At 72.4% G+C, this 19,337-nt stretch carries 17 protein-coding genes; 8 read left to right on the top strand and 9 right to left on the bottom strand.

The window, feature by feature from the left end:
* Window positions 1–17: 17 nt before the first annotated feature.
* Window positions 18–833 carry a DeoR/GlpR family DNA-binding transcription regulator gene (locus tag ACWDR4_RS26515; protein WP_450412278.1) on the bottom strand — a complete coding sequence of 272 codons (816 nt, stop codon included), beginning with the start codon at window positions 831–833 and terminating at the stop codon, window positions 18–20.
* A 379-nt stretch (window positions 834–1,212) separates the two neighbouring features.
* Between ACWDR4_RS26515 and ACWDR4_RS26510 the strand changes: the two genes are divergently transcribed.
* Complete coding sequence (locus ACWDR4_RS26510) at window positions 1,213–3,594, top strand: hypothetical protein (protein WP_450412277.1); 2,382 nt, start codon at window positions 1,213–1,215, stop codon at window positions 3,592–3,594.
* On the opposite strand, the gene ACWDR4_RS26505 is transcribed toward ACWDR4_RS26510, so the two are convergent.
* The 4 genes from ACWDR4_RS26505 to ACWDR4_RS26490 form a co-directional block, all read right to left on the bottom strand.
* A complete protein-coding gene (locus ACWDR4_RS26505) occupies window positions 3,564–6,002 on the bottom strand; it encodes a right-handed parallel beta-helix repeat-containing protein (RefSeq protein ID WP_450412368.1) in 2,439 nt (812 codons plus the stop codon). The genes ACWDR4_RS26510 and ACWDR4_RS26505 overlap by 31 nt on opposite strands.
* A 117-nt stretch (window positions 6,003–6,119) precedes the next feature.
* Window positions 6,120–6,725 carry an Rv1733c family protein gene (locus ACWDR4_RS26500; RefSeq protein ID WP_450412276.1) on the bottom strand — a complete coding sequence of 202 codons (606 nt, stop codon included), beginning with the start codon at window positions 6,723–6,725 and terminating at the stop codon, window positions 6,120–6,122.
* 159 nt (window positions 6,726–6,884) lie between these two features.
* Entirely contained in the window at window positions 6,885–7,709 is an 825-nt protein-coding gene (locus tag ACWDR4_RS26495; protein WP_450412274.1) for an MOSC domain-containing protein, read from the bottom strand.
* Window positions 7,710–7,749: 40 nt separating this feature from the next.
* Complete coding sequence (locus ACWDR4_RS26490; protein WP_450412272.1) at window positions 7,750–8,193, bottom strand: DUF6643 family protein; 444 nt, start codon at window positions 8,191–8,193, stop codon at window positions 7,750–7,752.
* Window positions 8,194–8,483: 290 nt separating this feature from the next.
* Between ACWDR4_RS26490 and ACWDR4_RS26485 the strand changes: the two genes are divergently transcribed.
* The gene (locus ACWDR4_RS26485) at window positions 8,484–9,773 is read left to right on the top strand and encodes a TerD family protein (protein WP_450412367.1); all 1,290 of its coding nucleotides are present in this window, start codon (window positions 8,484–8,486) and stop codon (window positions 9,771–9,773) included.
* Window positions 9,774–9,783: 10 nt separating this feature from the next.
* Here ACWDR4_RS26485 and ACWDR4_RS26480 read toward each other — a convergent pair whose 3' ends face one another.
* On the bottom strand, window positions 9,784–10,950 hold the full coding sequence (locus tag ACWDR4_RS26480; protein WP_450412366.1) for a glycosyltransferase: 1,167 nt from the start codon (window positions 10,948–10,950) through the stop codon (window positions 9,784–9,786).
* Between the two features lie 70 nt (window positions 10,951–11,020).
* Here ACWDR4_RS26480 and ACWDR4_RS26475 point away from each other — a divergent pair, with 70 nt between their 5' ends.
* Window positions 11,021–11,806, top strand: coding sequence for a glutamate racemase (locus ACWDR4_RS26475; protein ID WP_450412270.1), 786 nt, complete (start codon window positions 11,021–11,023; stop codon window positions 11,804–11,806).
* 107 nt (window positions 11,807–11,913) lie between these two features.
* The gene (locus tag ACWDR4_RS26470) at window positions 11,914–12,465 is read left to right on the top strand and encodes a hypothetical protein (protein ID WP_450412269.1); all 552 of its coding nucleotides are present in this window, start codon (window positions 11,914–11,916) and stop codon (window positions 12,463–12,465) included.
* A gap of 24 nt (window positions 12,466–12,489) precedes the next feature.
* Here the strand turns inward: ACWDR4_RS26470 and ACWDR4_RS26465 are convergent, their stop codons facing one another.
* Window positions 12,490–13,542 (bottom strand): O-antigen ligase family protein, encoded by a 1,053-nt coding sequence (locus ACWDR4_RS26465; protein ID WP_450412267.1) that lies wholly within the window; start codon window positions 13,540–13,542, stop codon window positions 12,490–12,492.
* A gap of 219 nt (window positions 13,543–13,761) precedes the next feature.
* Here ACWDR4_RS26465 and lnt point away from each other — a divergent pair, with 219 nt between their 5' ends.
* Together lnt and ACWDR4_RS26455 are read left to right on the top strand one after the other, a co-directional pair.
* Window positions 13,762–15,372, top strand: coding sequence for an apolipoprotein N-acyltransferase (lnt, locus tag ACWDR4_RS26460; RefSeq protein ID WP_450412265.1), 1,611 nt, complete (start codon window positions 13,762–13,764; stop codon window positions 15,370–15,372).
* A gap of 66 nt (window positions 15,373–15,438) precedes the next feature.
* Complete coding sequence (locus ACWDR4_RS26455) at window positions 15,439–15,933, top strand: NUDIX hydrolase (protein WP_450412264.1); 495 nt, start codon at window positions 15,439–15,441, stop codon at window positions 15,931–15,933.
* 97 nt (window positions 15,934–16,030) lie between these two features.
* Here ACWDR4_RS26455 and ACWDR4_RS26450 read toward each other — a convergent pair whose 3' ends face one another.
* The gene (locus tag ACWDR4_RS26450; RefSeq protein ID WP_450412262.1) at window positions 16,031–17,215 is read right to left on the bottom strand and encodes a PucR family transcriptional regulator; all 1,185 of its coding nucleotides are present in this window, start codon (window positions 17,213–17,215) and stop codon (window positions 16,031–16,033) included.
* 105 nt (window positions 17,216–17,320) lie between these two features.
* Window positions 17,321–18,586: an alpha-L-fucosidase gene (locus ACWDR4_RS26445; RefSeq protein WP_450412260.1), complete on the bottom strand. Its 1,266-nt coding sequence runs from the start codon at window positions 18,584–18,586 to the stop codon at window positions 17,321–17,323.
* 80 nt (window positions 18,587–18,666) lie between these two features.
* Here ACWDR4_RS26445 and ACWDR4_RS26440 point away from each other — a divergent pair, with 80 nt between their 5' ends.
* The gene (locus tag ACWDR4_RS26440) at window positions 18,667–18,795 is read left to right on the top strand and encodes a hypothetical protein (RefSeq protein WP_450412373.1); all 129 of its coding nucleotides are present in this window, start codon (window positions 18,667–18,669) and stop codon (window positions 18,793–18,795) included.
* Window positions 18,796–18,917: 122 nt separating this feature from the next.
* Window positions 18,918–19,328: an SseB family protein gene (locus tag ACWDR4_RS26435; protein ID WP_450412258.1), complete on the top strand. Its 411-nt coding sequence runs from the start codon at window positions 18,918–18,920 to the stop codon at window positions 19,326–19,328.
* Window positions 19,329–19,337: the final 9 nt, after the last annotated feature.

The raw sequence follows: 19,337 nt of genomic DNA, 5'->3' as shown, positions 1-19,337 counted from the left end.
CACCCCCAAGGCACCCTTTAGGCGCCCTCACCCGCAACAACCAGCCTCCGCAAATGCTCAGAAACCTCATCCCGAGCCTCAGAAGCCAACCCCGAGTCCGTGACCAACGTATCCACCTGCTCCAACGCCGCGAACGAACTCAACCCCACCGTCCCCCACTTGGTGTGGTCGGCAACGACAACAACCCGCCGAGCGGACTGCACCAGCCGCCGGTTGGTCTCAGCCTCCGCAAGATTCGGCGTGGACAACCCCGCCTCCACCGATATCCCGTGCACGCCAAGAAACAGCACGTCGAAATGCAGCGACGCGATCGCCTGGTCGGCCACCGGCCCCACCAGCGAGTCGGACGGCGTCCGCACCCCACCGGTCAGCACCACCGTCGCAGCCCCCTGCCGCTGCCCCGACACCCGCTGCGCGGCATGGAAGACATCCGCCACCCGCACGGAGTTGGTCACCACCGTCAGATCCGCCACGTCCAGCAGCTGATGCGCCAGCGCGTACGTCGTCGTACCGCCCGACAGCGCGATCGCCGAGCCCGGCGCGACCAGCTCCGCCGCCGCCCGCGCGATGTCCTCCTTGGCCGTCAGCTCCAGGCCCGACTTGGCCTCGAACCCCGGCTCGTGGGTGCTCGCCTCGACCACTGGAACCGCACCGCCGTGGACCTTCTCCAGCACGCCCTGACGGGCCAGCGCGTCGAGGTCGCGGCGGACCGTCATGTCCGACACGCCGAGCTTGCGGGTCAGTTCGTTGACGCGAACGCCCCCGCGCCGCCGTACCTCGTCCAGGATCAGGGCGCGCCGCTGCTCCGCAAGGAGATTCTGGTTGTCATTCACGACCGCTCCACGTCCTTCCGGGGTTCCTCCGGGCCTGTCGGTCCACTCGCCCCCACCAACTCCGACACGTCCCGCACACCCGCTGGGAACCTGCTGCGCACCCGCTCCGACAAGGACATTCCTCCTGCTACCGGCCCGGCGGACGTCCCATACTCGCATGGGCCGGTACGCGTCGCGCCACTGCCCGTCACGACGCGAACATGTCACCCTGGCAACACGGGCTCCTCGCACGTCACACGGATCGGGGAGATTCCGTGACGAGAGGTGTACGGAGCCCACTCGGCGGAGATCCTCCAGTCCCGCACGGCATCGTTCCCGACCGGACGACGGCCGTCGGTGTGACACGGGGGAAGTACGAGCAACGGGGGAAGTGCGAACAGTGGAACAAGCACAGGAACGGGCCTCGAAGTCCGGGGCGAACGGCACGGCCAGACCGCCCGAGGAGACCGGGGCGACCAGCGCCATCGCCCTGGAACTGCTGGTCCACGGCGTGGGCGGCGCCACGCCCGAGAAGATGCTCAACGATCCACGGACCGTCCGCGTCACCGGCGACGACACGGCCGCCGTCTTCCGGCGCGTGGACGACGCGGACGCGGAGGACCGCCCCGTCGACCCGGACGGCGCACCGGTGCGCGAGGCGTACGTCTGGTGCAACCTCACCTCCGGCAACGGCACGCGCGCCCTGTGGCTGTTGCTGCTGCCGTTCATGGTGGTCAACCTCGCCCATTGGATGCGCCCCACCGCCCGCAACCGGCCGGGCACGGTCCGGCTGTACGGCCTGCTGGTGCGCCTCGCCGGTCTGACCCTCACCGTTCTGCTGGTCGCCGCCGCCTGCGAGGTCGCCCTCGACCTGACGGCCTGGCAGTGCGCGGGCACGCGCGCGTGCGCCGAGGCGCACTCCTGGCTGGGCTTCCTCTCCCCGACCGAGTCGGACGGCGGCTGGTGGAGCGAGCCCGGCCGCCGCCTCGCCCTGGCCGCCGTGGTGCCCGCCGCCCTCACCGGCCTGCTGTGGTTCCTGTCCCGCCGCACCTGGAGCGCGTACGAGTCCCAGAAGCCGCTGACCCACGCTCCCGAGGCCGCCGCCGACAACATCCGTACGGCGCTGGGGCGGCCCGGGTTCTGGTACGGGCGGCGACTGGTCGCCCGGCTGCGCGCCGCGCACACCGCGGCCGGCCTGCTGACGGTCGCCGCCGCCCTCGGCTCCGCCGCCGCCCGCCACGATCGCGAACCCGGCGGTCCGGCCACGCTCGCGGCTCTGGCCCGGCTCCTCGACGTGGCACTGATCGCCGGAGCCGTCGCCGTGGTGTGGGTGGTGTGCCGCCGGGGGCGCAGCGAAAGACGCCTAGACCAGGAGGTCGACGCCCGGCTCGTCCGCCTCCTCCCGGGCGCCGCGCTCGCCCTGCTGCTCCTGACGGCCGTGTACGCCGGCTGGTCGCGTCCCGGGTGGCGGTCGGCGGGGATGCTGCCGGGCGACACGACCTTCGGCACCCTCGCGCTGCTCCAGGGCCTCATCGTCCTCGGCCTGGCCGTCGTCGCCCACCTGCTGTACCGCGCCCACCCCGACCCGCGTGCCGCCATGCGCGGCTTCGCCGGACCTGCCGTCGCGACGCTCGCCTGCGCGCTGGGCGGTGTGATGTCGGGCGGCGTGTCCCAGCGCGTCGCCGACTGGCTGGACGGCACCGGCGGCACCATCGAGGGCCCGCCCGTCCTGCTGACCTGGCAGGCGTCCGTGATCCCGGCCGTCCTCCTGGTCGTCCTGGGCCTGGTCGGCTGGCTGGCCCGGCGCACTCTGCAACTGCGCCGCGGCGAGCTGGACGCCGTGGAACGGGACTACGACGACGGTTCCGGGGAGCGCATGGACGACGCGCGCACCCGCCGGATCGCGAGCACGCGCGCGATGGCCGCCCTCACGGACCGGGCGCCCCGCATCCTCGGCATCACCTCCGCGGTGACGCTGCTCCTGGGCGCCGCCGCACTGGCCGGAGCCCAGCTCACGGACGACACGCCCGGAGACGCCTCGCACGGCTCGTACGCCGTCGTCCAGGGCGCCGCCGAGACGGCCCAGGCCCTCGGGTCCTGGCTGATCGGATTCGGCTTCCTGCTGTTCGTCACCTGGGGGCGGCGCGCCTACAAGGACGCCTCCGCCCGGCGCACCATCGGCATCCTCTGGGACGTCGGCACCTTCTGGCCGCGCGCCGCACACCCCTTCGCACCGCCCTGCTACGCCGAGCGCGCCGTGCCCGACCTGACCTGGCGGATGGCCACCTGGACCGAGGAGACCGGCGGCCGTCTGGTCATCTCCGGGCACTCCCAGGGCAGCGTCCTCGCGGCGGCAGCCGCCTGGCAGCTGAAGCCGTCCGTGCGCAAGCGCGTCGCGCTGCTGACGTACGGCTCACCGCTGGAGCGCCTGTACGGGCGCTGGTTCCCGGCCCACTTCGGCCCCGCCGCGCTCACCTCGCTGCACCACGACGTGGCCTGCTGGCGCAACCTGTACCGGCTCACCGACCCCATCGGCGGTCCCGTACACCTGCCCGGCGACTGCGGTCCCGAGGTGGACCGCGCGCCGCTCAAGGACCCGCTCGCCTACGGCCGTACCAAGGAGCACCCGCTGCCCGCGCCGATCCTCGGCCACTCCGACTACCAGGCCGATCCGGCCTTCGTCGAGGAGCGCGAGGAGCTGCTGGCGCGGCTGCGGCCCCGGGAGGGGGTGCCCGGGCCGCGGCCCGAGGCTCAGGGCAGCTCGGGCAGGTCCTCCGGGTAGAGCAGGGTCAGGTCGTCCGTGCTCGGCTCGGCGTGCTGGGCGACCCGGCCCGCGTGCCGCTCGACCATCGCCTCGAACGTCTGCCGAGCCGTGCGGCCGTTGCCGAACGTCGCTCCCTTGGGGATCTCCGTGAAGTACTTCAGGAGGGCCTCGGGGGAGCCGGGGCCGAGCCGGTACTCGTGCTCCTCCGACTGCTGCTCCACGATCCGCAGCAGCTCCTCGGGGCCGTAGTCACCGAAGGTGATGGTCCGCGAGAAACGGGACGCCACACCGGGGTTGACGGAGAGGAAGCGGTCCATCTCGGCGGTGTAGCCCGCGACGATCACCACGACGGCTTCCCGGTGGTCCTCCATCAGCTTCACCAGCGTGTCGATGGCCTCCTTGCCGAAGTCCCGGGCGGAGTCCTCCGGGGACAGCGCGTACGCCTCGTCGATGAACAGGACGCCGCCGCGCGCCCGGTCGAAGGCCTCCTGGGTGCGGATCGCCGTCGAACCGATGTGCTCGCCGACCAGGTCCACCCGGGACACCTCGACGAGGTGGCCCTTCTCCAGGACGCCGAGCGCGGCCAGGATCTCGCCGTAGAGCCGGGCGACCGTCGTCTTGCCGGTACCGGGGGAGCCCGTGAAGACCAGATGGCGGCGGGCGGAGGCCGCCTTGAGGCCCGCGAGCTGGCGGCGCCGGCCGACCTCGATCATGTCCGTGAGGGCCCGCACCTCGCGCTTGACGCTCTCCAGGCCCACCAGCGCGTCGAGTTCACCGAGTACGTCCTTCGAGGACCGCGCGGCCTTCTCCGGCTCCGGTGCGGTGACCGCCTGCTCCTGCTCGGTGGTGCGCTGGCCCGGGATCGAGCCCAGCAGCCCCGGCGACTGCGTGACCGTCTGGACGGCCGTCTCCGGCACCGGGGACGGCCGCAGCGCCGCGCTCTCGTCGCTGGTGCAGTCCTCGACGACCGGCCCGCCGCCGGGGGCCGTGCCGGGCCCGCCCTCCGCGAACTCGTAACCACCGCGCGCGCACCGCTCCGTACGGCACTTCGTCAGTGTCGTACGGCAGCCGTCTATGACATGGAAGCCATAGCCCTCACTGCCCGTCACCCGGCAGTTCAGGAAGCTGCCCCGGCCGCCCGCCGACACATAGAAGCCCGCCTCGGCGGGGGAGTCGACCGTGCAGCGCTCGACGGTCGGGTCGGCGCCCTTGGTGACGATCACACCCGTCTGCGTACCGACGACCGTGCAGCCGTTGAGCGTGCCGCCGCTGCCGTGGTCGCGGAACCAGGCGCCTGTCGCCGCGTCCTTGATCCGGCAGTCGTCGAGCTGGGCGGTCGCGCCGTCGCTGACCGACACGGCCGTGTTGCGGACCTGTGTGAGGTCGCTGTCGACGACGTCCGCGCGGGAGCCCCTGTCGAGCACGAACAGCGCGTCCGGCACGTCGTGCACCCGGCAGGACTCGAGGACCGCCGTGGCGCCGTCGCTGATCCACACCGCGGGGTAGTCGCCGGTGCTGTCGAAGATCTCGCACTGGTTGGCGTCCACGCGCGTGCCCGGGTCCCACACCGACAGCCCGTTGCGCCCGAACTGACGCACCGTCGTGCGGGTCAGCGTGAGGACCGAGCGGGACCGCAGATCGACCGCGTTCTCCGGGATGTCGTGGATACGGCAGTCGGCGAGCGTCAGTACGGCGTCGGTGTCGAGCGTCACGCCGTCCGCGGACGTGCGGTGCACATCGCAGTCGGTGAGGTGGGCGGTGGCCCGGCCGGTGACCTGGACGCCGCTGCCCTTGACCTCGTACACCTCACAACCGATGCCCTCCAGCGCCGAGTTCTCGCCCGAGACGGACAGCCCGACGCCCGAGGCGTGGTGCACCCGGCAGCGCTCCAGACGCGGATGCCCGCCGTCGCGCACGGTCACGCCCGCCTGCCCGGCCGCGACGACCTCGCACTCCTCGAACACCCCGCCCGCGCCGTCCAGTACGGCGATTCCGGCACCCGCTGGGTTGTCGACCGTGCAGCGCCGGACCGTCGGGCGCGCGCCGCCGCGCACCTCGATGCCGGCGGCGGACCGCGTCACGATCCGCAGGTCCAGCAGTTCCGGCGTGCCCTCCTCGACGAGCAGGGCGGGCGCGGTCGAGTCCTGGCCCTCCACATGCAGGTCCTGGACGACCGCGGAGGCGCGCACGGTGAGCGGCACTCCGTCCACGGGCGCGATGCGTACGGAGCCGGGGGAGCCCTCGGGGCCGCGCAGGGTCACCGCCCGCTGGACGACGAGGTTCTCCCGATAGGTGCCGGGGGCGACCGTGAGGACGTCACCGTCCGCCGCGGCCTCCAGGGCGGCGGCGAGCGACGCGTACTCACCCGTGCGGCGCCGCCACCTCGATGTGCCGGTGTGCGTCACCTGGACCGTGCCCTGTGCCATGGCGCTGCTGTGCCCCCACCTCGTGGAACGCGGGATGTCGCGGAAGGTGCCGAACGATGTCGGCCGGTCCACCGTAGCGTGCGCGGGCACGGTGGGTTGACCAGAGCCGGAACGAGGTCAACTCCCGGTCCCGGTCCGGCCCCAGTCGGGTCCGGCCCGGTCCCAGGCCTGGTCCCAGCGGGCGTACCGACGACGGACCATGCGCCAGACGATCAGGCGCCGACAGCCCTCGACGAACCCGGCCGACAGGACGGTCGCGCCGAACCCGGCGAGAACCGCGTGCGTCGTCGCGGTGGCGGTGTCCAGTGGGCGGGCGGTTATTCGCCCCTGTCCGTCCGTCCACAGCGTGAAGTGGTCGCCGGGGTGCGGGGACTTGAGGTTCGCCAGGACCTTGCCGTGCTGCTCGGTGCCGTCCGGCCCCGTCCAGTCTGCCTCCACGCGGCTTCTCGCCTCCCGCGCGGAGGCCGTCTCGGGGTCGGGCTCCAGCGGGGAGCGGGAGAGCTTCTTGACCACGGTGGCCGTCACGAGATGCCGGGCCTCGCGCTGGTCCCGTACGGCCTGTTGCAGCGCGTCCTGGGCGACACCGCCGATCAGCAGGCCGATCAGGGGCGCCGCCAGCAGGATCAGCAGCAGGGCCGTCAGCGCCAGCCAGGCCTCGGCCAGGTCGGTCGCGCGGCGCAGTGGATTGTGCCGCCAGCGCCAGAGTCCGCCGATCGCCCGCACAGCCGCACCCCCTTCCCGCTCCGTGATAACCCCGGTCGGAGCAGTTCACGCACAAAGCCGGTCGAAGAGAGAGCGAAATCACCTCTCACCGGTTCTTACCGGCCGTCTCATGAACTTCTCACCAAAGCCAACGGTCAGGCCCCGCGCCGGTGTTCCCGCCTAAGCGAGGATCCTGAACGGATCGCCGACACGGATCGTCCCGGGATTCTCGGGAACCAGGTTCTGGCCGAAGACCAGCTGGTTGCCGAAGCGGCGATGACGCCCGAGCGTGCGCAGCGGTTCCCGTCCGCGTTCGGCGGTCTCCTGGTCGGTGGTGGTCACCACGCACCGCCCGCACATCTTGGCCACCCGGAAGCCGACCTCACCGATGGCGATCCGGGACCAGCCGTCCTCGGCCCACGCGGCGGTCCCCGACACCACCACGTTGGGCCGGAAGCGGTTCATGGGCAGCGGGCCCTCCTGCGCGTGATCCCCTCCCGCGATCAGGGAGTTGAGGGCGTCCAGCGACGCGAGCGTGGTGAGCAGCAGCGGGTAGCCGTCGGCGAAGCTCACGGTCTCGCCGGGGCGCGCGAACTCGGGGTCGACCGCGCGGCGCGTGGCCGGGTCGTCCATGTGCAGAAGACGTACGTCCTCGCCCAGATAGCCGCTGCACCAGCCATGGGCCCCGTCCCCGGCGGGCACGGCCTCCACCTTGGTGCCGAAGATGTCCACCGTCGTCGTGCCCGCCACCTCCGGGACGGGCACGGTCAGGGGCGCGCGACCGGGCGCGGACAGACGAATTCCGCCGCCGGGCAGAAGCTCGGCGGCGGCCTGTGCCAGACGCGGTTGCTGGCGCTGTGTGACGACCTTTCCCCCGGCGTCAATCAGTACCCAGCGTCGGTCTCCGGCCAGCCCCCAGGGCTCCACCTCGGCTTGCCGGGGCGACTCGCCCCGGAACGCCTTGACCGGATGGATGTGAATCGAATACAGCTCCGCGTTCCCCATACCGCCATCGTGCCAAGGCACGGACACTCCGGGGGCCGGATCAGTACCCGCGGTACTGCTGGTTGTTGTACGGCTCCTGGTACGGCGCGGGGGCCGGGCGGGGAGCCGCCGGGCGCATCGCCTCGTAGCCGGTGGCCGCCGCCGGACGCTGCTGCTGCATCGGCTGGCCCGCGCCGGCGGGGTAACCGCGCGGCGGTGCCTGCTGCGGGATGTACGCGGCCGGCGCCTGCTGCAGCGGCGAGGGCTGCTGCGCCTGCGGGTAGCCGCCGTAGGAGGGGGCCTGCTGGGACGGGCCGGCCGGCAGCGCGGGGAGCGCGGACGGCAGCGCGGGCAGGTTCAGGCTGCTGCCCGTGTCGTACGCGGCGGGGACCCGGATCGGAGCGATCTGCGGGGTCCCCCGCTCGGCGACGAGCGAGTCATAGATCGGAGTGTCCGGGAAGGCGGAGTAGTAGCCGCCGCCGTAGGTGGAGCGGGGGGAGGTCATGGCACATAAGTTAAGCCCACGATGAGCTGGTTGGGGAGACCGATAAGAGGGTTGTTTTCCGTGTCGGCAGTGACGTGGGACCCCCAATGCGAGCGAACTTGCCAAAAAGGGGCACCAGCTCATGCTGAGATCAGGTAAATGCCAGGTTCCGACGGGGTTACCGACGGGTCGCCCCGCGTTCCTCAGTCGTTCGCCAGGGGGGTTCAACAGGAGTTCACAGGCCCGGGAGAATAGGTTGGGCCGCGAGGCGATCAGAGTCGGAGATGGGGGCAGCCATGGCAGCCGTGTCAATGTCCAAGGGATCGAACGTTCCGGTGCCCACGGCGGCGCTCCGGGTCGAGCTGGGCTGGCGCTCCGGGCCGGGTGTCCCCGACGCGGACGCCTCCGCGCTGCTGCTGGTGGCCGGAAAGGTCCGTTCCGACGGTGACTTCGTCTTCTACAACCAGCCCGTGCACTCCTCCGACGCGGTGCGGCACGAAGGCAAGCGGGACAGCGGGGGCCGGGTGACGGACACCCTGCTCGTCGACCTCGCGCGCGTGGAGCCCGCCGTCGAGACCGTGGTCCTCGTCGCCTCCGCCGACGGAGGAACGTTCGGGCAGGTCCCCGACCTGTACATCGAGGTCCGGGACGCGGCGCAGGGCACGGTGGTCGCCCGCTTCGACAACGCGGGCGCCAGTGTCGAAACGGCCTTCGTGCTCGGCGAGTTCTACCGCAGGCAGGGCGCCTGGAAGTTCCGCGCGGTCGGACAGGGCTACAGCAGCGGCCTGGCGGGCCTGGCCACGGACTTCGGCATCACCGTGGACGAGCCCCAGCACACGCCCGCCCCGCAGACCGCCGCCCCCGCGCCTCCGCCCGTCGCGCCTCCCGTGACCATGTCCCGGCCGGTCGCCCCGCCCGTGACCACGCCCCCACCTGCTCCGCCCGCCCCTCCCGCGACGCCGGTACGCCTGACCAAGGTGACGCTCACCAAGGAGGCCCCGTCCGTCTCGCTCACCAAGCAGGGCGGCACCTCGGGCGCGCTGCGCGTCAACCTCAACTGGCAGGTGCACAAGCAGTTCTCGGGGTGGGGCAGCAAGCTCGGCCGCGCGATCGCCCAGCACTCCGATCTCGACCTCGACCTGTGCGCCCTCTTCGAACTCTCCGACGGCAGCAAGGGCGTCGTACAGTCCCTCGGCAACGCCTTCGGGGCGCTGCACCAGCCGCCGTACATCCACCTCGACGGTGACGACCGCACCGGGGCCATGTCCAGCGGGGAGAACCTCACCGTCAACCTGGACCACAAGCAGGCCTTTCGGCGCATCCTCATCTTCGTGACCATCTACGCGGGCGCGCGTTCCTTCGCCGACCTGCACGCCACGGTCACCCTGACCCCGGCGAACGGCGCGGCCGTCGACTTCTCGCTCGACGAGTGCACGGTGCCCTCCACGGTGTGCGCGCTCGCCCTGATCACCAACACGGGCGGCGATCTGATGGTGCAGCGCGAGGCCCGCTATCTCGTGCCCGAGCGCGGAGTGAGCCCGCAGCGGACCGTCGACCACGTCTACGGCTGGGGCATGAACTGGACCCCGGGCCGCAAGTGAGGCAGGCCGGTCAGCTCTCGTCCGTGGCGGCCTCCGGACGCGTGTACGTCCGGCCCTTCCAGGCCGCGCCGCGCCCCCGGTAGTGCTGCACCGCCGAGTCGACCGTCATGAGGAGGTACAGGAACGCCGTGAACGGCAGCAGCGGAGCGAGCCACAGGGGCTGCCCGTAGTAGCGCAGCATCGGGACGTACGTCCCCGCCATCACGAGCCACGCGAGCCCGCCGCACACCGTCGCGGCCGTCGTCCCGGTGACGAGGCCGGCCACCAGGGCGAGCGGCGGCACCAGATACACCAGGGCGAGGCCCAGCACCGTACCGAGCAGGAGGAGCGGGCTGTGGCGCAACTGCGCGTACGCGCTGCGGGAGACCATCCGCCACAGGTCGTGCAGTCGCGGGTAGGGCCGCACACTGTCCACCCGGTCGGCGAGCCCCAGCCAGATGTGGCCCCCGCCGCCCTTGACGGCCCGCGCGAGCGCCACGTCGTCGATGACGGCCTGCCGGATGGCGTCCGGGATCCGGGCCCGCTCGGCCGCCTCCGTACGCAACAGCACGCAGCCGCCTGCGGCAGCCGCCGTCCGCGACCCCTTCCGGCCGATCCGGCGGAAGGGATAGAGCTGCGCGAAGAAGTACACGAACGCCGGTACGACGAACCGCTCCCAGACGCTCTCCACCCGCAGCCTGGCCATCAGCGACACGGCGTCGTAGCCGCCGCCCCGCGCCGCCGCCACCAACTCCCGCAGGCTGTCCGGCGCGTGGGCGATGTCCGCGTCCGTCAGCAGCAGGAACTCGGGTCCACGCGCGCGTGCCAGCCCGATGCCATGGCGTACGGCCCACAGCTTGCCCGTCCAGCCCGGGGGCGGTTCGCCGGGCGAGTCCACGGTCAGCGGCAGCCCACCGTGGCGCCGTGACAGCTCCCGGGCCAGCTCCCCGGTGCCGTCCGAACTGCCGTCGTCGACCAGGAAGACCTCGGCCCGCCCCGGATAGTCCTGCGCGAGCAGCGACGGCAGGCTCGCGGGCAGCACGGCGGCCTCGTCACGGGCCGGCACGACGACGCAGACGGGCGGCCAGGTCTCCGGCTCCCGGTCGTACGACGGCAGCCTGACGTCCGTACGCCAGAAGAAGCCCTGGCACAGCAGCAGCCACAGCCAGGCGGCGAGTGATCCGACGGCGATCCACACAACGGCGCTCACCTGCCGCAGTCTGCCCCACCCCAAAGGGGTGCAGGGGCACGCCGTTTATAGTGACCGGGTGAAGATCGCGCTCATGGACTCCGGAATCGGACTTCTGCCGGCGGCGGCAGCGGTTCGGCGGCTGCGGCCCGACGCGGACCTCGTGCTCTCCCTGGACCCCCAGGGCATGCCCTGGGGCCCACGCACCCCGGAGGATCTCACCGAGCGCGCCCTGGCCGTCGCCGAGGCCGCCGCCGCACAGCGGCCCGACGCACTGATCGTCGGCTGCAACACCGCGACCGTGCACGCCCTGACCGCCCTGCGCGCCCGCCTCGAACCGGAGCTGCCGGTCATCGGCACGGTCCCGGCGATCAAGCCCGCCGCAGCGGGAGGCGGGCCCTTCGCGATCTGGGCGACCCCGGCCACCACCGGCAGCCCCTACCAGCGCGGCCTCATCAAGAACTTCGCCGAGGGCGTCGCGGTCACCGAGGTCCCCTGCTGGGGACTGGCCGAAGCCGTCGAACACGCGGACGAGACGGCGATCGACGCGGCGATTGCCGCCGCTGCCGCTCTCACCCCCGACGAGGTAACGACCGTCGTCCTGGGCTGCACCCATTACGAACTCGTCGCCGAACGTATCCGCGCGGCCGTCCAGCAGCCCGACCGCCCGCCGCTCGTCCTGCACGGCTCGGCCGGTGCGGTGGCCGCCCAGACGCTCCGCAGGCTCGGCGCCCACCCCGCCCCCGAGGCGCCGGCCGACGGCACCCTCACCGCGCTGCTGAACGGCGTCGCGAGCCCGCTGCCCGCCCCCGCGATGGCCTACGAGGAAGGCCGCCTGCTGCAGGCGGCCACGCCCGTCCGCTGACCGACGGCCGTGCGCCGGTGGCCCTTGGGGCCACGGGGCGGCCAGGCGGAGCAGTCACACTCCGCAAGCCGGTGCCCGCGGAGCGGAACCTGAGTAGTCTCATAGCCATGAGGGACCACCCCCACGACGAACACGTCGAAACCACGCCGACCGAGGTCTGGACCGGCCGGGCGACCAACCGCGCCCAGTGGATCCTGGCCCTCGGAGGCTGCGCCTTCATGGCTCTCGGCATCGAACTGGCCGTCGACTCCGCGTGGACGTCCGGTGTCGCGCCGCTCGCCATGTCCGTCGTGGGCTGCATCGCGGCCGGCCTGCTCGTCCTCTTCGGCACCCTCGCGTTCGTGCACGTCGCCGTGAAGGTCGACAAGGACACCCTCGAAGTGCGCTGCGGCCACATCGGCCTGCCGCGCCGCAGTATCCCGCTGTCCCAGATCGTCGGCGCCGACTTCGTGGCCAGGGTCACCCCGCGCCAGTGGGGCGGCTGGGGCTACCGCTGGCGGCCCCACCAGGGCACCGCGGTCGTCGTACGCCGGGGCGAGGGCGTGGTGCTGCGCCTCGGGGACGGGCACACGTTCACGATCACGGTGGACAACGCGGAGGCGGCCGTACGCGTCATCCGGGACCTGCTGCGGTCCGGCGCGGCGGGGGCCACGCACTGACGCTCCCGTCGCCCTCGCGGTGGTTCAGCGGTGCTCCCGCGCGCGTGTCGTCGTCGTGTCCGGTGTCTCGTAGCCCAGGGGGCGGGCCGTCGCCAAGCCCGCCAGGAGGCCCGCGCCCGCCGTCACCGTGGTGAAGCTCAGTACGTTGCCGACCGTCGCCAGGACGGCCAGACCCGTCAGGGCCGCGCCCGCGGTCAGCGCGACGGGCGTGGGGCGCGGGGTGCGCCACAGGGCGTACAGCACCCAGCAGAAGACCGCCGCCAGCAGGACCACGCCGACCAACCCCTGCTCGGCCGCCTGCTGGAGCGGCGCGGAGTGCGGTCTGGTCTCGGCAGGCAGCGCCTGCGATGCCGTCCGGCTGAGTTCCGCGAACCTGCCAGGGCCCACACCCAGCGCCGGGTCCCGGTGGGCCAGCAGCAGGGCGTCGCGCCACAGACCGACCCGGTGACCGCTCAGCTGGCCCTCCAGCGAGTCGGCGAGCCCGTCCGGCAGGACGTTCTCGGCGACCGCCCAGGCCGTCCCGGTCACCACGGCCGTCGTCAGCGCCAGCCCGGCCAGGCCCACGCCCCGGCGCATGTGGTCGGCGGCGAGCGAGCACAGCAGGACAGCCGCACAGAGGACGGAACCGGCGATCGGGCCGAGGACCAGGGACGCCGCCGTGCTCCCGGCGGCCAGGGCACGCAGCGCCAGTCGCAGCAGTGGCGGCCGGGCCGCCCAGGCCGCGCAGCAGGCGGCGCCGGTGGCCAGCACCAGCAGCGCGGACACGGCCCCGAGATGCCCGGGCGGGGTGGCGATCTGCGGCCCCGGCAGGGTGTGCGGGGCGGCCACCGCCAGACCGAGCCCGGCCAGCGCCGCCGCACAGGGGGCGGCGACCGGCAGCAGCGCCCCGCAGATCCGTCCCGACGCGTAACCGGCGGCCACCGCGAGCACTGCCAGGAGCACGCCCTCGGGGCGGCCGTCGTGCGTGGCCGCAGTGATCAGCGACCAGGCGGCACACGCGCCCAGCACGACGACGCCCGCCGCGTCGGAAACGTTTCGTCTCTCACCGTCCGCCGCCGCACCGGCCGCGGACGTCATCCCCGTGGACCTCAACCCGCCGCCCCCCGAACGTGACGGGCCCCGACCGCACGGGCCGTCACCGGCGCGCACGTCAGAGGCTCCGCACACCGTAACGGCTGATGCGTCATTTGTGGACGAGTTGCGCAGGAACGATGCTGCGGACGGGGCCGGGGCCAGCCCCGGCCACGGGCCGGACCGTGCTGTCGGCGCCCGGGGCAGGCGCCGTACACTCCCGGAGTGACCGCCACCGCTCCTTCCACAACCGGGCCCGACCAGCTCGAACCGCAGCTCGCGCCCGCTTCGCGCCGCGCGCGGCTGCTCCGTCTCTGGCCGGCCGCCACCGCTGCGCTCGCCGGAGTGCTGCTGTACGTCAGCTTCCCGCCGCGCACCCTGTGGTGGCTCGCCCTGCCCGCCTTCGGCATCTTCGGCTGGGTGCTGCGCGGCCGGTCCTGGAAGGCCGGACTCGGCCTCGGCTACCTCTTCGGTCTCGGTTTCCTGCTGCCCCTCCTGGTGTGGACCGGCGTGGAGGTCGGCTCGGGGCCCTGGCTGGCACTGGTCGTCATCGAGGCGATCTTCGTCGCGCTGGTCGGCGCGGGCATCGCGGCCGTGTCCAAGCTGCCCGGGTGGCCGCTGTGGGCGGCGGCCCTGTGGATCGCGGGCGAGGCGGCACGCGCGCGCGTGCCCTTCCGCGGCTTCCCCTGGGGCAAGATCGCCTTCGGCCAGGCGGACGGCGTCTTCCTCCCGCTCGCCGCGCTGGGCGGCACCCCGGTGCTCGGCTTCGCGGTCGTTCTGTGTGGATTCGGCCTGTACGAGGTTGTCCGCCAGGTGATCGAGTGGCGTCGTACCGGTGCCGTACCGCACGTTGCGGTGGTCGTCGCCGTGCTGAGCGTGGTCGCCCCCGTGGTGGGCGCCCTGGCCGCGCGGACGCTGGTCAGCGACAAGGCTGAGGTCGGCACCGCGACGGTCGCCGTCATCCAGGGCAACGTCCCGCGCGCGGGCCTCGACTTCAACTCCCAGCGGCGTGCCGTCCTCGACTACCACGCGCGGGAGACCGAGCGGCTGGCCGCCCAGGTCAAGGCGGGCAAGGTGGCCCAGCCCGACTTCGTCCTGTGGCCGGAGAACTCCTCCGACATCGACCCCTTCGCCAACCCCGACGCCGCAGCCGTCATCGAGAACGCGGCCAAGGCGATCGGCGCGCCCATCTCGGTCGGAGGGGTCGTCGAACGCGGCGGCAAGCTCTACAACGAGCAGATCCTGTGGGACCCGGAGAAGGGCGCGACCGACACCTACGACAAGCGGCAGGTCCAGCCCTTCGGCGAGTACCTCCCGCTGCGCTCGCTGCTCGAACACATCAACAAGAACTGGACCACCATGGTCCACCAGGACTTCAGCCGCGGTTCAAAGCCCGGTGTGTTCACCATGGACGGCGCCAAGGTCGGCCTCGCCACCTGCTACGAGGCCGCCTTCGACTGGGCCGTGCGCGACACCGTCACCCACGGCGCCCAGATGATCTCCGTACCGAGCAACAACGCCACCTTCGACCGCAGCGAGATGACCTACCAGCAGCTCGCCATGTCCCGGATCCGCGCCGTCGAACACAGCCGGACCGTCACCGTCCCGGTGACCAGCGGGGTGAGCGCGATCATCATGCCGGACGGAAGGATCACGCAGAGGACCGGCATGTTCGTGGCCGACTCGCTCGTCCAGAAGGTGCCGCTGCGCTCCTCCGAGACGCCCGCCACCAAGCTCGGCATCCTGCCCGAGATGCTCCTCGTGCTGGTCGCCGCCGGCGGTCTCGGCTGGGCGATCGGCGCCGGTGTGCGCGGGCGGCGCGCCGGTGGCGTGTAGCCGTACGCCGGTTGCACGCCCCCTTGATCAACAGGGGTGACGGGGCTGCCCCGTTAGGGTCGTGGCATGGCTACTCCTGACTTCATCAGTGCCCTCCGTGCCTCCGCCGGGCGCCAGTTGCTCTGGCTCCCCGGTGTCACCGCCCTTGTCTTCGACGACGAGGACAGAGTGCTCCTGGGCCGGCGCACCGACACCCGCAAGTGGTCGGTGATCGGCGGAATCCCGGACCCGGGAGAGCAGCCGGCGGCGTGCGCGGTGCGGGAGGTCTACGAGGAGACGGCGGTCCGGTGCGTGCCCGAACGGGTCGTGCTCGTCCAGGCCCTTGACCCGGTGACGTACGAGAACGGGGACGTCTGCCAGTACATGGACATCACCTTCCGTTGCCGGGCCGTCGGCGGGGAGGCGCGGGTCAACGACGACGAGTCCCTGGAGGTCGGCTGGTTCACGGTGGACGCGCTGCCGGAACTGAACGAGTTCGCGTTGTTCCGGATCAAGCAGGCGATGTCCGACGCCGATGCGCCCACCTGGTTCGACACGACGGGTTTCGCCAGTTTCGAGTGACCCGCGAACCACCTGCGAGTGACCCGCGAACGGCCCCGGCCGCGACGGCACGGTGAGCGGGCCCGCCGGACACTCCGGCGGGACCCCGTGGGCACGCTCAGCCGCGCGCGAGCGAGCGTGTCACGACGACGCTGAGGACCCGTACGCCGTGGGTGGAGCCGGGTTGGATGCCGGTGAGTTCGTGGGCGCGCTGGAGGCGGTAGTCGAGCGTGCGGGGGTGGACGTTGAGGGCCGCGGCGGTGCGGGTCCGGTCCATGTCGTGGCGGTAGTAGCTGTCCAGCGTGGCGATGAGGTCGGGTCCGCGGGAGAGGTGCCCGGCCAGCTCGCGCAGCCAGTCGTCGACCTCCGGCAGCCGGGTGACGCCCAGCTCGACGAAGACGTCGTTCATGGTGTGCGGGTGCTGCCGCCCGGACTGCATCGGCGCGACCCGGCTGATCCGCCGGGCCCGGTCGAAGGCACCGGCCAGCGCGCCGGCCGCACCGACGCTCGTACCGATGGCGCAACTGCCGCCCACCGCCTCGGTGATGTCGTGTACGACGGTCAGCGCGCGGTCCTGCCGGGTCGGTACCGTCGGCGCGTCGGCCGGCTCATCGGCGTACTCGGGTGTCAGGGCCACCAGTTCCTCGGGGTCGCGCCACATGATCGGCACCTGCCGGCGGCGCAGGAGGGACTCGGTGATCTCCTCGCGGCGGGTACTCGTGGGGCGCGGACGGCCGGGCAGACGGATGACGGTCACCCGATAGCGCGGGTGGACGCGCATCCCGACGCCGGATGCCAGGCCCGACGCGGCCGGGTCGTCGCAGAGCAGGGCCTCGGTCAGCAACCGGACCCTGGCCACCAGGGACATACGGCGGCCCTGCCCCGACACGAACCCCGACAGGTAGGCCTCACCGCCGCGCGTGCCCTGCGGGCCGAACCAGCGCATCAGACGCATGAGGTCGTCGCCGTCGTCGGGGCCGGTCGACTCGTTGATCTCGCGCAGCATCAACCGGGTGTGCGCGACGACCAGTTGCTGATGGCCCGGCAAGGACAGCCCCTTCCCGGCCCGCTGTTCGCCCACCGAGGCCATCAGCCTGAGGTCGTCCGTGCCGAGGGGCTCTTCCTTCGCCGCCAGTTCGACGGTCCGGCGCCGTAACCACACCGAGTACTCAAGGGCTTCACGGCGCGAGCGTCCGTCCCGCTCCAGTACCTGGTACTCGGGGACCTCGCGCCGGTAGACGTCGGTCGCGTGCCGTGCGTTGCTGTCGAGCTGTCTGAGCAGTTTCGTGAAGAGATTCCCCATGTCACCCTCCTCATGGCACCGTCGGCGGGGCGTCCGCCCAGGAGCTGTTCGTTCGAACTCCTGTTTTGGATGTCATGTCCTGGGTGACATGGGCGACATCGGGTGTCAGTCGCGTCCCGTGCCCCGGTAGAGGTCCAGCTCGCCCTCCAGCTCCACGGCCAGGACGGTCGCGTACTCGTCGAGGTCGGCCGCCCCGGGCGCGTCGATCCAGGTCACGCCGGGCACCTGGTCCAGGCCGCCGGTGACGTGATGGCCCAGCTCGGTGCCCGTACCGACGACGGAGACACGCCGTACGGCGTTGCGCAGGCCCCGGATCGACACGGCCTCGCGCGGCGCGTCGAAGCAGATCAGGTACAGGGTGCGCCGGTCGGCGGAGAGGGTGCTCGGCCCGTAGTGGTGCCCGGCGGGCAGGCCCGCGACCGTGCCGTACACGGCGTCGGCGTGCTTGGTGACCCAGGAGCCGAGCCCCTCCAGACGCTCGACCTGCTCCTCGGGGATCGTGCCGTCCTCCGTCGGGCCGGCGCCGAGCAGCAGATTGCCGCCCATGCCGATCGTCTCCGTGAAGTAGCGCACCAGCTGGCGCACCGACTTGAAGTCGCGGTCCTTGGCCCGGTAGCTCCACGAGTCGTTGATCGTCAGGCACAGCTCCCACGGGCCGTCCGGGGCGATCAGCGGAACGCCCTGCTCGGGGGTGGCGTAGTCGCCGTAGCTGAGCATGCGGGCGTTGAGGATGGTGTCCGGGTTGCCCGCGAGGATCAGCTCGGCCAGCTCCCGCATCCGCCACTGCTCCTCGGTGCGCTCCCACTCGCCGTCGAACCAGAGGATGTCGGGGCGGAACCGCTCGACCAGCTCGCCCACCTGGCCGTCGCGGTAGGCGAGATAGCGCGCCCAGGCCTCCGGGTCCTCCTCGCCGGGGCGGGCGTGGGAGTAGTCGTTGCCCGGCACGATGTGAGGGCCGGGGTGGCGTTCGCTCGCGTAGTCCGGGTGGTTCCAGTCGGAGTGCGAGTAGTAGAGGCCGACCTTCAGGTTCTTCTCGCGCAGGGCGTCGACGAAGCCGGTGACCAGGTCGTGGCCGGCCGGGGTGTCCCGGACGACGTCCAGATTGCGGTGGTCGGTGTCCCACAGGGCCACGCCGTCGTGGTGCTTGGTGGTGAGGACCGCGTACTGGGCGCCGACGCGGGCGAACAGCTCCGCCCAGGCCTTCGGGTCGTAACGCGAAGCCGTGAAACGGTCGAGCTGTTTCATGTACTCCTCGTGCGAGACCTCGCCCGTGTAGAAGGACCAGGACTCGGCCCAGCCGTCCACGGCGTAGATGCCGTAGTGGATGAAGATGCCCAGCTTGGCATCGGGGAACCAGGGTTGCATCGGCATACGACCACGCTAGGCACGGGCCCCCGGAACGCGCGTGGGCGCGGGTCACCACTACTGGTCCGTTTTCACCATCGGTGCTGGTGGGAGCGGTCCCGCCGGACACGGCGAACGGCACGCCGACCGTGGCGGCGCCGGGGAAGGCCAACCTGCGGGTGTACGTCCTGAACGGGCCCGGGAGGATCGGGACCGCCGGGCCGTACCTGAAGTAGCGACGGGCCGGGTCCCGGGCCACGCATGGCCGGGACCCGCTCGGGTAAGCGACTCCGTACCGTGCCCGGAACCGTCGTGTCCCGGGCGGCCCGTACGACCCGCCGCTATCAGGGGACCCGACATGGAGACACCCACGCGCCACCACACCGCCACACCGGCCCGGCGGGCGCTCGACGTCCTGGCCGGCAACAACGAGGACCCGGCCGCCCTGGACGTCCTCGCCAGGAGCGACGTGCTGGTGCCCGTACCGGACGACGTCAGCGACGCGGACGCCGGCGATCCCTCGATGGTGGCGCTGCCCGTCCTGGAGGAGCCCGACGGGCGGGAGGCCGTGCCCGTGTTCACCTCGGAGTCCGAGCTGGCCGGGCTGCTCCCGGCCGTCTCCCGCTACCGTCTCGTCCCGCTGGGCGCGCTCGCCGACCAGTGGCCCACCGGCGACCTCGCCCTCACCATCGACGCGGCCTCCCCGCACGGCCTGACGATCACCTCCGAGGGCGTACGCAACCTGCTGGCCAGGCCGTACGAGTACTGAACCCCCGCC

The organism is Streptomyces sp. NPDC000878, assembly GCF_053599695.1.
This window is presented reverse-complemented; position numbering and strand designations above follow the sequence as displayed.

What these genes read in the sequence shown, in the direction of transcription:
- ACWDR4_RS26505 (WP_450412368.1), bottom strand. Translation starts at nt 6,002, where the DNA reads ATGGCACAGGGCACGGTCCAGGTGACGCACACCGGCACATCGAGGTGG.
- ACWDR4_RS26455 (WP_450412264.1), top strand. Translation starts at nt 15,439, where the DNA reads ATGGCTACTCCTGACTTCATCAGTGCCCTCCGTGCCTCCGCCGGGCGC.
- ACWDR4_RS26445 (WP_450412260.1), bottom strand. Translation starts at nt 18,586, where the DNA reads ATGCCGATGCAACCCTGGTTCCCCGATGCCAAGCTGGGCATCTTCATC.
- ACWDR4_RS26450 (WP_450412262.1), bottom strand. Translation starts at nt 17,215, where the DNA reads ATGGGGAATCTCTTCACGAAACTGCTCAGACAGCTCGACAGCAACGCA.
- ACWDR4_RS26485 (WP_450412367.1), top strand. Translation starts at nt 8,484, where the DNA reads ATGTCCAAGGGATCGAACGTTCCGGTGCCCACGGCGGCGCTCCGGGTC.
- ACWDR4_RS26490 (WP_450412272.1), bottom strand. Translation starts at nt 8,193, where the DNA reads ATGACCTCCCCCCGCTCCACCTACGGCGGCGGCTACTACTCCGCCTTC.
- ACWDR4_RS26495 (WP_450412274.1), bottom strand. Translation starts at nt 7,709, where the DNA reads ATGGGGAACGCGGAGCTGTATTCGATTCACATCCATCCGGTCAAGGCG.
- ACWDR4_RS26465 (WP_450412267.1), bottom strand. Translation starts at nt 13,542, where the DNA reads ATGACGTCCGCGGCCGGTGCGGCGGCGGACGGTGAGAGACGAAACGTT.
- ACWDR4_RS26470 (WP_450412269.1), top strand. Translation starts at nt 11,914, where the DNA reads ATGAGGGACCACCCCCACGACGAACACGTCGAAACCACGCCGACCGAG.
- ACWDR4_RS26435 (WP_450412258.1), top strand. Translation starts at nt 18,918, where the DNA reads ATGGAGACACCCACGCGCCACCACACCGCCACACCGGCCCGGCGGGCG.